The organism is Streptomyces halobius (assembly GCF_023277745.1).
Taxonomy (GTDB): Bacteria; Actinomycetota; Actinomycetes; order Streptomycetales; family Streptomycetaceae; genus Streptomyces; species Streptomyces halobius.
The window spans coordinates 6,524,456-6,538,953 of record NZ_CP086322.1 but is presented as its reverse complement, the minus strand read 5'-3'; the positions used below and the strand labels follow the sequence as shown (position 1 = coordinate 6,538,953).

At 70.4% G+C, this 14,498-nt stretch carries 15 protein-coding genes; 12 read left to right on the top strand and 3 right to left on the bottom strand.

Features of this window, described 5'->3' with window-relative positions; all coding sequences use genetic code 11:
* Positions 1 to 134 precede the first annotated feature (134 nt).
* Both K9S39_RS29600 and K9S39_RS29595 read left to right on the top strand, forming a co-directional pair.
* Positions 135 to 1,139 (top strand): aldo/keto reductase, encoded by a 1,005-nt coding sequence (locus K9S39_RS29600; RefSeq protein WP_248866396.1) that lies wholly within the window; start codon positions 135 to 137, stop codon positions 1,137 to 1,139.
* A 119-nt stretch (positions 1,140 to 1,258) separates the two neighbouring features.
* Positions 1,259 to 1,840, top strand: coding sequence for a TetR family transcriptional regulator (locus K9S39_RS29595; protein ID WP_248866395.1), 582 nt, complete (start codon positions 1,259 to 1,261; stop codon positions 1,838 to 1,840).
* 245 nt (positions 1,841 to 2,085) lie between these two features.
* Here the strand turns inward: K9S39_RS29595 and K9S39_RS29590 are convergent, their stop codons facing one another.
* Positions 2,086 to 3,468: a glycine--tRNA ligase gene (locus tag K9S39_RS29590; RefSeq protein ID WP_248866394.1), complete on the bottom strand. Its 1,383-nt coding sequence runs from the start codon at positions 3,466 to 3,468 to the stop codon at positions 2,086 to 2,088.
* Positions 3,469 to 3,702: 234 nt separating this feature from the next.
* Here K9S39_RS29590 and K9S39_RS29585 point away from each other — a divergent pair, with 234 nt between their 5' ends.
* The 4 genes from K9S39_RS29585 (at position 3,703) to K9S39_RS29570 (ending at position 6,996) form a co-directional block, all read left to right on the top strand.
* Positions 3,703 to 4,668, top strand: a complete 966-nt coding sequence (locus K9S39_RS29585) for a metal ABC transporter substrate-binding protein (protein WP_248866393.1) — start codon at positions 3,703 to 3,705, stop codon at positions 4,666 to 4,668.
* Positions 4,669 to 4,702: 34 nt separating this feature from the next.
* The gene (locus tag K9S39_RS29580) at positions 4,703 to 5,482 is read left to right on the top strand and encodes a metal ABC transporter ATP-binding protein (RefSeq protein WP_248866392.1); all 780 of its coding nucleotides are present in this window, start codon (positions 4,703 to 4,705) and stop codon (positions 5,480 to 5,482) included.
* Between the two features lie 15 nt (positions 5,483 to 5,497).
* Positions 5,498 to 6,391, top strand: coding sequence for a metal ABC transporter permease (locus K9S39_RS29575; protein WP_248866391.1), 894 nt, complete (start codon positions 5,498 to 5,500; stop codon positions 6,389 to 6,391).
* 176 nt (positions 6,392 to 6,567) lie between these two features.
* A complete protein-coding gene (locus K9S39_RS29570; RefSeq protein ID WP_248866390.1) occupies positions 6,568 to 6,996 on the top strand; it encodes a Fur family transcriptional regulator in 429 nt (142 codons plus the stop codon).
* Between the two features lie 68 nt (positions 6,997 to 7,064).
* Here K9S39_RS29570 and K9S39_RS29565 read toward each other — a convergent pair whose 3' ends face one another.
* Both K9S39_RS29565 and recO read right to left on the bottom strand, forming a co-directional pair.
* Positions 7,065 to 7,883 carry an isoprenyl transferase gene (locus tag K9S39_RS29565; RefSeq protein ID WP_248866389.1) on the bottom strand — a complete coding sequence of 273 codons (819 nt, stop codon included), beginning with the start codon at positions 7,881 to 7,883 and terminating at the stop codon, positions 7,065 to 7,067.
* Between the two features lie 66 nt (positions 7,884 to 7,949).
* The gene (gene recO / locus K9S39_RS29560) at positions 7,950 to 8,696 is read right to left on the bottom strand and encodes a DNA repair protein RecO (RefSeq protein WP_248866388.1); all 747 of its coding nucleotides are present in this window, start codon (positions 8,694 to 8,696) and stop codon (positions 7,950 to 7,952) included.
* A 327-nt stretch (positions 8,697 to 9,023) separates the two neighbouring features.
* On the opposite strand from recO, the gene K9S39_RS29555 reads away from it, so the two are divergent.
* The 6 genes from K9S39_RS29555 to K9S39_RS29530 are packed head-to-tail and all read left to right on the top strand — an operon-like array spanning position 9,024 to position 14,447.
* Positions 9,024 to 10,496: an ATP-binding protein gene (locus K9S39_RS29555; protein ID WP_248866387.1), complete on the top strand. Its 1,473-nt coding sequence runs from the start codon at positions 9,024 to 9,026 to the stop codon at positions 10,494 to 10,496.
* Positions 10,496 to 10,924, top strand: coding sequence for a roadblock/LC7 domain-containing protein (locus K9S39_RS29550; protein ID WP_248866386.1), 429 nt, complete (start codon positions 10,496 to 10,498; stop codon positions 10,922 to 10,924). The genes K9S39_RS29555 and K9S39_RS29550 overlap by 1 nt, the downstream gene beginning before the upstream one ends.
* Positions 10,921 to 11,280 carry a DUF742 domain-containing protein gene (locus K9S39_RS29545; RefSeq protein ID WP_248866385.1) on the top strand — a complete coding sequence of 120 codons (360 nt, stop codon included), beginning with the start codon at positions 10,921 to 10,923 and terminating at the stop codon, positions 11,278 to 11,280. The genes K9S39_RS29550 and K9S39_RS29545 overlap by 4 nt, the downstream gene beginning before the upstream one ends.
* A complete protein-coding gene (locus K9S39_RS29540; protein WP_406708037.1) occupies positions 11,255 to 11,911 on the top strand; it encodes a GTP-binding protein in 657 nt (218 codons plus the stop codon). Before K9S39_RS29545 ends, K9S39_RS29540 begins: the two co-directional genes overlap by 26 nt.
* Positions 11,908 to 13,296 carry a cytochrome P450 gene (locus tag K9S39_RS29535; protein WP_248866384.1) on the top strand — a complete coding sequence of 463 codons (1,389 nt, stop codon included), beginning with the start codon at positions 11,908 to 11,910 and terminating at the stop codon, positions 13,294 to 13,296. Before K9S39_RS29540 ends, K9S39_RS29535 begins: the two co-directional genes overlap by 4 nt.
* Entirely contained in the window at positions 13,212 to 14,447 is a 1,236-nt protein-coding gene (locus K9S39_RS29530) for a cytochrome P450 family protein (RefSeq protein ID WP_248866383.1), read from the top strand. The genes K9S39_RS29535 and K9S39_RS29530 overlap by 85 nt, the downstream gene beginning before the upstream one ends.
* Positions 14,448 to 14,498: the final 51 nt, after the last annotated feature.

Below are 14,498 nucleotides of genomic sequence, written 5' to 3'. Positions count from 1 at the left end.
CCCGCTCAACAAAATTCGACTGACAGCTATTGATATCTGTCAGTCGACATGCCATAGTCGAGGCACGAGCCGCCTCAGCGCGACCCACTCACACCCCGGCTCGCACGCCGTCCCCACCCCTTCAGGAGCGCACAGTGCAGACCCGCACCCTCGGCACCACCGGCCCGCAGACCTCCGCCCTCGGCCTCGGCTGCATGGGCATGTCCGCCCTCTACGGCGACGCCGACCGCACCGAGTCCATCGCCACCCTCCACGCCGCCCTCGACGCCGGCATCACCCTGCTCGACACCGGCGACTTCTACGGCATGGGCCACAACGAACTGCTCATCAACGAAGCCCTGCGCACGGCCCCCGCGGCCGCCCGCGAGAAGGCGCTGACCAGCGTCAAGTTCGGCGCCCTGCGCACCATCGAAGGCGCCTTCACCGGCTACGACGGCCGCCCCCAGGCGGTCAGGAACTTCGCCGCCTACTCCCTGCAGCGCCTCGGCACGGACCACATCGACATCTACCGGATCGCCCGTGTCGACCCGGCCGTCCCGGTCGAGGAGACCGTCGGCGCCATCGCCGAGCTGGTCGAGGCCGGACACGTCCGCCACATCGGTCTGTCCGAGGTGGGCGCACAGACCCTCCGCCGGGCCGCCGCCGTCGCCCCGATCTCCGACCTCCAGATCGAGTACTCGCTGATCTCCCGCGGCATCGAGGACGAGATCCTGCCCACCGCCCGCGAGCTGGGCATCGGCATCACCGCGTACGGCGTGCTGTCCCGCGGCCTGATCAGCGGCCACTTCACCCGTGACCGCAAGCTGGCGGCGAACGACTTCCGTGGCATGAGCCCGCGCTTCCAGGGCGAGAATCTCGACCGCAACCTCGATCTGGTGGACGCGCTGCGCAAGATCGCCGAGCAGAAGGGCGTGACGGTCGCCCAGACCGCCATCGCCTGGGTGCTCTCCCGTGGCGAGGACATCGTCCCGCTGGTCGGCGCCCGTCGCCGGGACCGGCTGGCCGAGGCGCTGGGTGCCACGGAGTTCACGCTGGACGCCGAGGACCTGGCTGCGATAGAGCGTGCGGTGCCGGCCGGCGCCGCCGCGGGCGAGCGTTACCCCGCCGACCAGATGGCCCACCTGGACAGCGAGCGCTGACCGCCAGGGCGTGTGCCGGGGGCGCCGGGTACCGTCCGTAGGTACCCGGCGCACACACCCACCGGGTGTGCCCGCACGCCGCCTCCTGTCCCGCTCACCCCGAAAGGCCGGCCCGCCCCATGCCCCCCGAGACACTGACCCCCGAGCGCATCCTCGAAGCCACCGAGGAGGTGCTGCGCCGCTATGGCCCCGCCAAGGCCACGGTCGTCGATGTGGCGCGTGCCCTGGGTGTCAGCCACGGCAGCGTCTACCGCCATTTCCGCACCAAGGCGGCGCTGCGGGAGGCGGTCACGGAGCGGTGGCTGAACCGTACGAGCGAGCAGCTCTCGGCCATTGTCGCGGCGGAGGGCCCGGCCCCGGACCGGCTCGACCGCTGGCTCACCGCCCTCTTCGAGGCGAAGCGGCACAAGGCGGGCGACGACCCCGAGCTCTTCGCCACGTATATGACCCTGATCGGCGAGAGCGGCGGGGTGGTGGACCGCCATGTCACCGATCTCGAAGCCCAGCTCACCGCGATCATCGAGGCCGGTGTCACCGAGGGAGCCTTCCACACCCCCTCCCCCCCGACCGCCGCCCGCGCCGTCTTCAACGCCACCGGCCGCTTCCACGACCCCTGTTACGCCCCGGAGTGGTCCAGCCCCACGATCAGCGACGACTTCGAGGCGGTCCGGGAGCTGCTCCTGCGAGGGCTGACCGGCTAGCCGGGCCGGCCAAATGGGTCGGCCAATGGGGTCGGCCCAAACGCGCAGCCAGCTCCCAGGAGTCGGGCGGCTTCCCCTCGCGACGAGTTGGGCGAGGACCCACGGTCCAGGGCCATGCCGCCCCCGCTCCTGATCCCCGCACGCAAAAGCGCCGGCCAAGCCCGGATGATCCGGGCCCGACCGGCGCCTGAGGCCAGCGAAGCGGGAGCCACCCCGCGGGCCATACGCCCCCGCCCCGCAAGGACCTAGCAGCCCAGCAGCCGTGCCCCCAGGTACGACTGGATCTGGTCCAGGCTGATCCGCTCCTGCTTCATCGTGTCGCGTTCGCGCACCGTGACGGCGTTGTCGTCCAGGGTGTCGAAGTCGACCGTGACGCAGAACGGGGTGCCGATCTCGTCCTGGCGGCGGTAGCGGCGGCCGATGGCGCCCGCGTCGTCGAACTCGATGTTCCAGTTCTTGCGCAGGTCCGCGGCGAGACCCTTCGCCTTCGGCGACAGCTGCGGGTTGCGGGACAGCGGCAGCACCGCGACCTTGACCGGCGCCAGGCGCGGGTCGAGGCGCATGACCGTGCGCTTCTCCATCTTGCCCTTGGCGTTGGGCGCCTCGTCCTCGGTGTACGCGTCGAGCATGAAGGCGAGCATCGCCCGGCCGACACCGGCCGCGGGCTCGATGACGAACGGGGTGTAGCGCTCGCCGGCCTCCTGGTCGAAGTAGGAGAGATCCTGGCCCGACGCCTTGGAGTGCGAGGAGAGGTCGTAGTCGGTGCGGTTGGCGATGCCCTCCAGCTCGCCCCACTCCGAGCCGCCGAACTGGAAGCGGTACTCGATGTCAGCGGTGCGCTTGGAGTAGTGCGAGAGCTTCTCCTCCGGGTGCTCGAACCACCGGATGTTCTCCTCGCGGAGGCCCAGGTCGACGTACCAGTTCCAGCGCTGCTGCATCCAGTACTCCTGCCACTGCTCGTCCTCGCCCGGCTTGACGAAGAACTCCATCTCCATCTGCTCGAACTCACGGGTGCGGAAGATGAAGTTGCCCGGCGTGATCTCGTTCCGGAAGGACTTGCCCATCTGCGCGATACCGAACGGCGGCTTCTTGCGCGAAGTCTGCTGCACCTGCGCGAAGTTGGTGAAGATGCCCTGCGCGGTCTCGGGGCGCAGATACGCCACCGAGGCGGTGTCCTGGGACGGGCCGAGGTGGGTGGAGAGCAGGCCGGAGAACTGCTTGGGCTCGGTGAAGCCGCCCTTGTTGCCGCAGTGCGGGCAGTTGATGTCGGCGAGGCCGTTCGCGGGGAACCGGTTGTGCTTGGCCTCGTACGCCTCCTCCAAGTGGTCCGCGCGGAAGCGCTTGTGACAGGAGGTGCACTCGGTGAGCGGGTCGGTGAAGGTGGCGACGTGACCGGACGCCTGCCACACCTCGGAGGCCAGGATCACCGACGAGTCGATACCGACGACGTCCTCGCGCGAGGTGACCATGGTGCGCCACCACTGACGCTTGATGTTCTCCTTGAGTTCAACGCCGAGGGGACCGTAGTCCCAGGCAGCGCGGGAGCCGCCGTAGATCTCGCTGGAGGGGTAAACGAAGCCACGGCGCTTGCTCAGGCTGACGATGGTATCGATCTTGTCGGCGGCCACGGTGCTCTCTTCATTACGACGACGAACGATGGACAGGGGCGGCGCGTAGCGTCTCGATGAGGGGTGGCGGTCGGGAGACGGTTGCGCGAATAGTTCAGGGTACCGGCGGCCGTACCCCCCGGATCAAATCGGTTCCGGGCCGTTATCGCTCCAGATCATGATCCGTCCGCGCCCGTCCGGCGTCACCATCACCTTTGTTGACAATCGTTTCCAACTTTGTTGAAAATGACAGTCATGAACATACGCCGCCGCATATCCGTTGCCGTCGCCGGAGCCTCGGTGCTCGGCCTCCTGGCCCTCTCGGCCTGCTCCACGTCCGACGCCGCGGGCAGCGACGACAAGGTGAAGGTGACGGCGAACTTCTATCCCATGGAGTTCCTCGCCGCACAGATCGGCGGGAGGCACGTCGAGGTGTCCGACCTCACCAAGCCGGGGATGGAGCCGCACGACCTGGAGCTCACCCCGAAGCAGACCGCCCAGCTGGGCGAGTCCGACGCGATCGTCTACCTCAAGGGCCTGCAGCCCGCCGTCGACGAGGCCGTCGAGCAGTCCGGCGTCGAAAACGTCGCCGAGGCGGGCTCGCTGACCACACTGGAGGAGCACGGCACCGAGGTCGACAGCCACGGCCACGAGGGCGAGGGCGCGCACGAGGACGAGCACGGCCACGAGGAAGAGGGCGGCAAGGACCCGCACATCTGGCTCGACCCGGTGAAGTACGCCGAGGTCGCCAAGGGTGTGAACAAGACCCTCGCCAAGGCCGACCCGGACCACAAGGCCGACTACCAGAAGAACACCGACACCCTGGTGAAGAAGCTGGAAGCGCTGGACGCGGACTTCAAGAACGGCCTGAGGAACCGGGACTCGGACGTCTTCATCTCCACCCACGCGGCCTTCGGCTACCTCGCCGAGCGCTACGGCCTCACCCAGGAGGCCATCAGCGGCCTCGACCCCGAGTCGGAGACCAGCGCCAACCGCGTCAAGGAACTGCACAGCCTCGCCGAGAAGCACCACGTCTCCACGGTCTTCTTCGAGACGATCGCCAACCCCGCCACCGCGAAGGCCCTGGCCGGCGATCTGCGCCTGAAGACCGATGTCCTCGACCCGATCGAGGGGATCACGGCCAAGTCGCGCGGCAAGGACTACTTCGGCGTGATGCGGGCCAACCTCGCCGCGCTGCAGAAGGCGCTCGGCAGCAAGTGAGCACCCCAGCCACCCCGCATGTGACGGAGGCCCCGTGAACAAGACGCTGTCCGAACCGGTCGTAGACCTGCGCGGGGCCACCGCGTCGCTGGGCGCGCGCCCGGTGCTGCGCGGTGTCGACCTCACGGTGCGGGCCGGCGAGGTCGTCGCCCTGCTCGGCGCCAACGGCTCCGGCAAGTCCACGGCCATACGGTCGGTGATCGGCCAGGTCCCGCTCTCCGGCGGCGAGCTGTCGCTCTTCGGCACGGAGTTCCGGCGCTTCACGGACTGGGCCCGGGTCGGCTATGTCCCGCAGCGCACCACCGCCTCCAGCGGCGTCCCCGCCACCGTCCGCGAGGTCGTCACCGCCGGGCGGCTGGCCCGTACCAAGCTGGGTGTCCTGCGCAGGGCCGACCGGGCCGCCGTGCACCGCGCACTGGAGCTGGTGGGCATGGCGGACCGCGCCAAGGACTCCGTCAACGCGCTCTCCGGCGGCCAGCACCAGCGGGTGCTGATCGCCCGCGCGCTGGCCGGCGAACCGGAACTGCTGATCATGGACGAGCCGATGGCGGGCGTCGACCTGGCCAGCCAGGAGGTGCTGGCCACGGCGCTGCGCGAGCAGGTCGGCGTGGGCACCACGGTGCTGCTGGTGCTGCATGAGCTGGGTCCGCTGGAGCCGCTGATAGACCGTGCGGTGGTACTGCGGGACGGCTGTGTGGTGCACGACGGCCCGCCGCCCGAGGCCGTCGGCCAGCACGCCCTGCCCGGCCACGACCATGTCCATCCGCACGCCGACGCGGCCGCGGAGCCGGTCCGTACGGGACTGCTGAGCTAGGGGGCCGCACATCCGATGGAAATCCTGAACTACGCCTTCATGCAGCGGGCCCTGCTCGCCGCCCTGATCGTCGGTGTCACCGCGCCGGCCATCGGCATCTACCTCGTCCAGCGCCGTCAGGCCCTGATGGGCGACGGTATCGGCCATGTCGCCCTCACCGGCGTCGGTCTGGGCTTTCTGCTCAACACCAGCCCGGTCTGGGTCGCCACCGCCGTCGCCGTCCTCGGCTCCGTCGTCATGGAGCTGATCCGCTGGTACGGCAGGACCCGTGGCGATCTCGCGCTGGCCATGCTGTTCTACGGCGGTATGGCGGGCGGTGTGATGCTGATGAGCCTCTCCGACGCCGGCTCCAACGCCAACCTCGGCACCTATCTCTTCGGGTCGATCACCACCGTCTCGCCTCAGGACATGACGACGATCTGTGTGCTGGCCGCCCTGGTGCTGCTGATCACGGTCGGTCTGCGCCGCCAGCTGTTCGCGGTCTGCCAGGACGAGGAGTTCGCCCGGGTGACCGGGCTCCCGGTGCGACTGCTGAACCTGCTGATCGCGGTCACCGCCGCGGTCACCGTCACCGTCGCCATGCGGGTCGTCGGCCTGCTGCTGGTCAGCGCGCTGATGGTGATCCCCGTCGCGGCCGCCCAGCAGCTCAGCCGCAGCTTCGCGCTGACCTTCGGCCTGGCCATCGGGATCGGCGTCACGGTCACCCTCACGGGTACCGCCGCCTCGTACTACGTGGACGTACCGTCCGGCGCGACGATCGTGCTCCTCGCCATCGGACTGTTCGTGATCTTCACGGCCCTGGCCGCGCCACTGGCCAAAAAACGCGCCAAGGCTGCCGCGCAAACGGCCAAGGGGTGCACTCTGGAGATACCGGGCGACCGGACCCCGGCGGACGACGTCAGCGTGTGACCACGAGCGTGACGGTCCTGCGCGGCGGCGCGGCACACACAGCGCCGCAGGTGTGAGAGCGTCCAGCCAGGGTTCCGATCACCGCCTGGCACAATGGCCGCGGAGTCCCCCACGCTCCAGGGCGCGGGAAGGGCCCCAAGTGCGGGGGGAAGACCTGACGTCCTAGGGAGGCAACGGTGGCGACGAGCGCGGGTTCTCCGGTACGCGGCCGGTCGACGCGGCAGCGGACCGCGGTTTCGGCCGCACTCGACGAGGTGGACGAGTTCCGCAGCGCGCAGGAACTCCACGACATGCTCAAGCACCGGGGCGACTCGGTCGGGCTGACCACCGTCTACCGGACGCTGCAGTCCCTGGCGGACGCGGGCGAGGTCGATGTGCTGCGCACCAGCGACGGCGAGGCCGTCTACCGCCGGTGCAGCACCGACGACCATCACCACCACCTGGTGTGCCGGACTTGCGGCAAGGCCGTCGAGGTCGAGGGACCCGCGGTCGAGAAGTGGGCCGACCAGATCGCCGCCGAGCACGGCTTCCGTGATGTCGCGCACACCATCGAGATCTTCGGTACCTGCGGAGAGTGCGCGCAGCGGGCCCCGGAGGGGCAGTAACACCACACGATCAGCACGAACGGGCCGTCTCCCCGAGGGAGGCGGCCCGTCGTGCATGACCGTCCGGCTCAGGTGGCCGGCTGCCCGTCCGTCTCCGGAGCGGCCCCGAACCGGCGGTCGCGCTTGGCGTACTCCAGGCAGGCGTCCCACAGGTTCCGGCGGTCGAAGTCCGGCCAGAGGATGTCCTGGAAGACCATCTCGGCGTACGCGCTCTGCCAGATCAGATAGTTCGACGTCCGCTGCTCGCCCGACGGCCGGACGAAGAGATCCACATCCGGCATGTCCGGGTAGTACAGGTACTTCGCGACGGTCTTCTCGGTGACCTTGGCCGGATCCAGCTTGCCGGCCCGCACATCCGCCGCGATCGCCGCCGCGGCGTCCGCGATCTCCGCCCGGCCTCCGTAGTTGACGCAGAAGTACAGCGTCATCGCGTCATTGTTCTTGGTCTGCTCCTGCGCCACCTGGAGCTCCTGCACCACGGACTTCCACAGCTTCGGCATCCGCCCGACCCAGCGGATCCGGATGCCCAGCGCGTCCATCTCGTCCCGGCGCCGCCGGATCACATCGCGGTTGAAGTTCATCAGGAAGCGCACCTCGTCGGGCGACCGCTTCCAGTTCTCGGTCGAGAAGGCGTAGAGCGAGAGGTTCTTCACACCCATCTCGATGCAGCCCTTGAGCACGTCCAGGACGACGCCCTCGCCGACCTTGTGGCCCTCGGTACGCGGCAGCCCGCGCTGCTTGGCCCACCGGCCGTTGCCGTCCATGACGACCGCCACATGGTTCGGGACGAGCTCTCCGGGGATCTTCGGCGGCCGCGCACCGGAAGAGTGCGGCTCGGGCGTCTCGTACTCCCGCCGGTTACGGCCCAGAATCCCGCGTCGTGCCATGCGGCCCACGTCTCCTATGTGTCGTATGCGTCGTATGTCTCGGGTGCACCGGTTGTGGCGGACCGGCTACTGCTCCACGTAGCGGAGGGAGCGCAGGCCCCGCTCCAGATGCCACTGCAGATACGCCGCGACGAGCCCGCTGCCCTCCCGGACATGCCGCGCCTCGCAGGCGTCCGCCGTCTCCCAGTCGCCGGTGAGCAGCGCGCCCAGGAGTCCGATGGCCTCACAGGAGGGTACGACGCTTCCCGGCACCCGGCAGTCCCCGCAGACGACACCGCCCGACGACACCGAGAAGAACCGGTGGGGACCGGGCAGCCCGCACTTGGCACAGCTGTCGAAACTGGGTGCGTAGCCGTTCACGGCGAGCGAGCGCAGCAGGAAGGCGTCCAGTACCAGATGCGGTGCGTGCTCGCCGCGGGCCAGCGTCCGCAGCCCGCCGACCAGCAGCAGATACTGCTGGACGGCCGGCTCGCCCTCGTGGTCGGTGAACCGCTCGGCGGTCTCCAGCATCGCGGTGCCGGCGGTGTAACGGGCGTAGTCGGTGACGATCCCGCCGCCGTACGCCGCGATCGTCTCGCTCTGGGTGCACAGCGGCAGACCGCGCCCGACCAGCTCGCCGCCCCGGGCGAAGAACTGCACATCCACATGGGAGAAGGGCTCCAGCCGCGCCCCGAACTTCGATTTCGTCCGGCGTACGCCACGGGCCACCGCCCGCACCCGGCCATGGCCCCGGGTGAGCAGCGTGATGATCCGGTCCGCTTCTCCCAGCTTCTGGGTGCGCAGCACGATGCCGTCGTCGCGGAACAGGCTCATCGCGCACCTCCTCGGGTTCTCGGGCGCCGGGGGTACGGTCCGCGGCGCGGCCGCGCTCGGGCACAGGGGCCCGCGGGACACAGCAGCATGCGGCCATTCTCGCGCATCACGCGGGCGGCCAGGGGCGCCCCTGGCCCCACCGGCCGGGATGACAGGGCCACATCACGCCATTGTCCGGGGCATCGCGGGGGGAACGTGACCTACCGTACTTGTCAGTCCGCGCCGTCGATCCAGCTCACGGCGCGTCAACTCCCCGGTAGCATCCGGGGATGATCGGCAGTTCTCAGCCGTGACGGCAGGCCGACCCAGACCCACACGAGGATCTCGATGACATCCATACCGGAGGCGCTGTTGTGGTGCCTCAGCGCAGGTACGGCCGCCGCCGTGGTCTTGGCGGCGCTCATGGTCCGCGCACACAAGCAGCGCGCCGATCTGAGACAGCGCCTCGCCGCCGCTGAGGAACACAACAGCGCCACGCTCCAGAGCAATACGGAGCTGTCGGCCCGGCTGCGGGCCACCGAGGCCGAGATCCGGCATCTGGCCGGAACGCGGCTCCCCGACCTCACCATGGCCCTCGCCCATCCGCACGTCCCGGTACGCGGGCTGCTGGACTCCCGGTTCGCCGGGTCGGAGACGGATCACGCGCTGACCGCCGTACTGGACCAGGTCGGCGAGGCGGTGGCCGGTGAGCGGCAACGCGTCGACGCGGCCGCGCAGTCCACCCTCCGGGGCGCGACCACCACCATCCAGGCGCTGCTCTACCGGCTCCAGACGGCCCTTCAGGACATGCAGCACCGCTACGACGACCCGCAGATCGCCCAGGACCTGCTGGACGCGGACTTCCTCAACGAGCAGGCGCTGCGCCGGATTCAGGCCACCGCCGTGGTGTGCGGCGCCTGGCCGGGACTGACCCGCGAGGACTCCTACCTCGCCGAGCTGGTCGTCGGCGCCACCTCCCGGCTGCGCGGCTACGAGCGCGTCCAGGTCAGCAACCAGCTGCGGGATCCGGTCGCGGTGGTCGCCCGTGCCGTCGAGCCGGTCGCGATCACCATCACCGAGCTGCTGGCCAACGCGCTGCACCACTCGCACCAGGAACTGCCCGTCACCGTCACCCTCCAGCAGGGCAACAAGGGCGCGTCGGTCATCATCGACGACTACGGCGTGGGCATGCACGACGACGAGATCAAGCTGGCGATGGAGCTGCTGTCCGGTGCCGACGGCCTGCTGCTCACCCAGCTCGGCGACCCGCCGCGGTCCGGTTTCGCGGCCGCGGGCCAGCTGGTGCGGCAGTACGGCTTCGGCGTGCACGTGGAGCCGTCCCCGTACGGCGGGGTGCGCGCGGTCGTCTACATCCCCGGCGATCCCCTTCTCACCGTCCTCGACGAGAGCACCCAGCCCATGTCCGTGATGGCTCCGCTGCCGCACCGTCCGGGCGTGCCGGACCGGTCCTCGTCCGTGCTGCCCACGGGCGCCGCGACGCCCCCCTCGACCGCCGCGCCCGCCGCGCCCGCGCCGTCCACCGCGCGGCACGCCGCCGCGCCGGACCCGGCGGCCCGGATCGACACTGCCGCTGCCGGTCCTGCCGCGCCCGCCGCCCCCGCCGACGGCGAACTCCCGCGCCGGCGCCGCCGTAAGCCGGCATCCGAGCTCGAACAGAGCGCCCCCCGCGCCGAATCGATTCCTTCGCGCTCTCCGGAAGAGACCGCCTCCCGCTGGGCCGCACTCCAGCAAGGCACCGAATCCGGCCGGGCCGCGGCCCAGTCAGAACCCCCTCGCAGTCCCGAAGGGAACGCCCACTGATGAACAGCCCCACTCGCCGCCGTGTCACCGAGGACAAGTCCTGGGTGCTGGCCCCCCTCTTGGAGCTGCCGCATGTTATCCACGCAGCCGTCATCTCCGGCGACGGATTCATCGAGGGCTCCTCGCCCGGCCTGCAGCGCGACGCCGCCGAGGGCGTCGCGGCGATGATGTCCGCTCTCCAGGGCGCCGGACGCGCCGTGACCGCGGCGTTCGCCGGCCAGGACGACGCCCGGCTGCGGCAGACTGTCATCGAGTCCGAGGAGGGCTGGGTCTTCGCGATACCGGCCGGCGAGAACACCTGTCTGGCCGTCTTCGCCGCTCCCGAGGTCAACATGGGCGTCGTCGCGCACCATATGCAGATCCAGGTGACGACTCTGGGCAACAAGGTCATGAACAGCCCGGCGCGGGACCTCGGTAATCCGGCATGACCCCGCGCCAGAGCACCAGGCGCCTCGTACCGGCCTATCTGGCGACCGGCGGACGCGCCCGACCCAGCCGCAACACGTTGGACCGGCTCTCCCTGCTGCACACCGCGGGGATGCCGGTCACCAGTGACGTACGCCCGGAAGAGCGCCGGATCCTGGAGCTGCTCCAGCCCGGGGCCCTGTCTCTGGCCGAGGTCGCAGCCCACCTCCACCTGCCCGTCAGCGTGGTGAAGGTGCTGGTGGCCGATCTTGTCGATGCCGGCCGCCTGCACGCCCGTGTCCCCATCCCCGAAGCCGAGCAATTCGACCGGCAGATCCTGGAGAGGGTTCTCGATGGACTCCGCTCTCTCAAGTCCTAGCACCGGCGCCGGTGCGGTCACCGGCGCTGTCACCGGCGCGGCCAATGGCGGCATGTATCTCTCCGGCGACGACCAGACCCTGGTCAAGCTCCTGGTCGCGGGGCCGTTCGGAGTCGGCAAGACCACGCTCATCCGTGCCCTGTCCGAAACCCCGCCGCTGCACACCGAAGAGGTCATGACGCAGACCGGCGCGATCGTCGACGATCTCGCCGGTGTCCGGGACAAGACCACCACCACCGTCGCCATCGACTTCGGGCGGCTGACCCTGCCCGGGGACCTGGTGCTCTATCTGTTCGGCACGCCCGGACAGAAGCGCTTCCGTCCCCTCTGGCAGGACATCGCCCGCGGCGCGCTGGGCGCCCTCGTCCTCGCGGACACCCGCCGGCTGGCGGACTCCTTCGAGGTGATGGACATCGTCGAGGAGGCCGGGCTGCGCTACGCCGTCGCCGTCAACACCTTCCCCGACGCGCCGCAGCACAGCGTCGAGAAGCTCCGTGACGCCCTCGACCTGCACCCCGAGACGCCGCTCGTGCTGTGCGACGCCCGCGACCGGGACCAGTCCGTCGACGCGCTGATCGCGCTCGTCGGCCATGTCCTGGACCACACGCCCCAGGAGAACCAGAACCCGTGACTTCCCCGCACCAGCCGGGTGCCACACCGCCACCGGGCTGCCCGGCACACGCCGTACCGCCGCCGGAGGCCCCGCAGACTCCGGCCCAGCCCGACCCGCACGCGCCCCTGAAGCTCTACGGACCGGACTTCGCCGCCGACCCGCACCGCTTCTACCGGCATCTGCGGCAGTACGGCGCGCTGGCGCCGGTCGAGATCGCGCCGGACGTGACCGCGATGCTGGTCACCGACTACCGGGCCGCGCTGGACCTGCTGCACGACGACAGCACCTGGTCCAAGGACTCCCGGGCCTGGATGCAGACCGTCCCGGCCGACTCGCCGATCATGCCGATGATCGGCTGGCGCCCCAACGTCTTCTTCAGCGACGGCGCGGCGCACGCCCGCTATCGCGAGGTGATCACCGACAGCTTCCGGCTCGTCGAACCGCATGAGCTGCGTGCCCGCACCCACCAGGCCGCGGACACCCTCATCCAGCGGTTCGGCAAGGACGGCCGGGTCGATCTGATCGCCGACTACGCCCGGCTGATCCCGCTGCTGATGTTCAACGGCCTCTTCGGCATGCCCGATTCCTACAGCGAGCGGCTCATCGCGGCCATCGCCGGGATGCTGGAAGGCAACTCCCCCGAGGAAGCCGCCGCCGCCAACGAGGAGTTCACGACGTGCATCATGGAGCTCGTCGGCGCCAAGAAGGCAGCGCGCGGGCCGGACCTGACCTCCTGGTTCATGGACCACCCCAACGAGCTGTCCGACGAGGAACTCGTCCACCAGATCATCCTGACGATGGGCGCGGGCAACGAACCGCTGGCCAACCTCATCGGCAACGCGCTCGCCCGGATGCTGTCCGACGACCGCTACTACAACACCCTGTCGGGCGGCGCGCTGACCGCGCACGACGCCATCAACGAGGTGCTGTGGCACGACCCGCCGCTCACCAACTACTCCGCCCACTTCCCGCTGCGCGACGTCTTCTTCCACGGCACCTGGCTCCGCGCGGGGCAGCTGGTGATGGTGTCCTACGCGGCCGCCAACAGCCAGTTCGGCACCACGACGCTCGACCGGCCCGGCTCGGGCGGCGGTTCCCATCTCGCGTGGGCGGCGGGCCCGCACGCCTGCCCCGTGAAGCGGCACGCACTCCTGATCGCCACCACCGCGATCGAACGGCTCACCGCCTGGCTCTCCGACATCGAACTCGCCGTGGACCACAGCGAGTTGGTGTGGCGCAACGGCGCCTTCCACCGGGCCCTGGCCGCTCTCCCCGCCCGCTTCACCCCGATCACCCCCGACCAGGCAGGAGCCACCCCATGGCACAACAGGGACAGCAGCCCGTCGTCATCGACCCGGTCGGAACAGATATCCACGGAGAGGCGGCCCGCCTCCGCGAGCTAGGCCCGGCCGCCCGGGTCGAACTCCCCGGCGGCATCCCCGCCTGGGCCGTCACCAGCCACACCCTGCTCAAGGAGCTGCTGACCGACCCCCGCGTCTCCAAGAACCCGCGCGCGCACTGGCCCGCCTGGCAGCGCGAGGAGATCCGCGGCAGCTGGCTGCAGTCCTGGATCGGCGTCACCAACATGTTCACCGCGTACGGCGCCGACCACCGGCGGCTGCGCAAGCTGATCGCCCCGGCGTTCACCGCCCGCCGCACCGAGGCCATGCTCCCGTGCGTGGAGCGCATCACCACGGAACTCCTGGACCGCCTCGACGCGGTCCCCGCCGGCGCGGTCGTCGATCTGCGCGAGGAATTCACCCATCCCCTCCCCATGCAGGTCATCTGCGAGCTGTTCGGCTTCCCGGAGGGCGAGCCGCGCGCCGAACTGGCCCGCCTCGTCCAGGCCATCATGGACACCACGGCCACCCCGGAAGAGGCCGGCGCCACCGCGGCGGCCGTCGGCGCCCTGCTCGGCGACCTGGTCGCCGGCAAGCGGAAGGCCCCCGCCGACGACCTGACCAGCCTGCTGGTCTCGGCCCGGGACGACGACGGACAGCGGATGACCGAACAGGAGCTCCTCGACACCCTGCTCCTCGTCATCGGCGCCGGCCACGAGACCACCGTCGACCTCCTCGGCAACGCCGTCACCGCGCTGCTGACCCACCCCGACCAGCTCACGCTGGTCCTGACGGGCCGGTCCTCCTGGGACGACGTCATCGAGGAGACGCTGCGCTGGGCCCCCAGCATCGCCAGCCTCCCGCTCCGCTTCGCCGTCGAGGACATCGCCCTTGCGGACGGCACCGCCATCCGCAAGGGCGAGGCGATCCTCCCGGCGTATGCGGCGGCCGGCCGCGACCCCGGCTTCCACGGCGACACGGCCGCGCGGTTCGACGTCCAGCGGCAGGTCACCGAGCATCTGGCCTTCGGCCACGGCGTCCACCGCTGCCTGGGCGCACCGCTGGCCCGCCTGGAAGCCCGCACCGCCCTCCCGGCCCTCTTCTCGCGGTTCCCGGACCTCCAACTGGCCGTCTCCGCTGAAGCGTTGAAACCGGCCGGCGGTTTCATCGCGGGCGGCTACGCAGCGGTGCCGGTGCGGCTGACACGGGGCTGACCGGTGACGCGGGGCCGACCGGCTCTCGCACGCGCGCGACCCCGCCACCTC

What these genes read in the sequence shown, in the direction of transcription:
- K9S39_RS29550 (WP_248866386.1), top strand. Translation starts at nt 10,496, where the DNA reads ATGAACAGCCCCACTCGCCGCCGTGTCACCGAGGACAAGTCCTGGGTG.
- K9S39_RS29555 (WP_248866387.1), top strand. Translation starts at nt 9,024, where the DNA reads ATGACATCCATACCGGAGGCGCTGTTGTGGTGCCTCAGCGCAGGTACG.
- K9S39_RS29565 (WP_248866389.1), bottom strand. Translation starts at nt 7,883, where the DNA reads ATGGCACGACGCGGGATTCTGGGCCGTAACCGGCGGGAGTACGAGACG.
- recO (WP_248866388.1), bottom strand. Translation starts at nt 8,696, where the DNA reads ATGAGCCTGTTCCGCGACGACGGCATCGTGCTGCGCACCCAGAAGCTG.
- K9S39_RS29585 (WP_248866393.1), top strand. Translation starts at nt 3,703, where the DNA reads ATGAACATACGCCGCCGCATATCCGTTGCCGTCGCCGGAGCCTCGGTG.
- K9S39_RS29545 (WP_248866385.1), top strand. Translation starts at nt 10,921, where the DNA reads ATGACCCCGCGCCAGAGCACCAGGCGCCTCGTACCGGCCTATCTGGCG.
- K9S39_RS29540 (WP_406708037.1), top strand. Translation starts at nt 11,255, where the DNA reads ATGGACTCCGCTCTCTCAAGTCCTAGCACCGGCGCCGGTGCGGTCACC.
- K9S39_RS29530 (WP_248866383.1), top strand. Translation starts at nt 13,212, where the DNA reads ATGGCACAACAGGGACAGCAGCCCGTCGTCATCGACCCGGTCGGAACA.
- K9S39_RS29595 (WP_248866395.1), top strand. Translation starts at nt 1,259, where the DNA reads ATGCCCCCCGAGACACTGACCCCCGAGCGCATCCTCGAAGCCACCGAG.
- K9S39_RS29575 (WP_248866391.1), top strand. Translation starts at nt 5,498, where the DNA reads ATGGAAATCCTGAACTACGCCTTCATGCAGCGGGCCCTGCTCGCCGCC.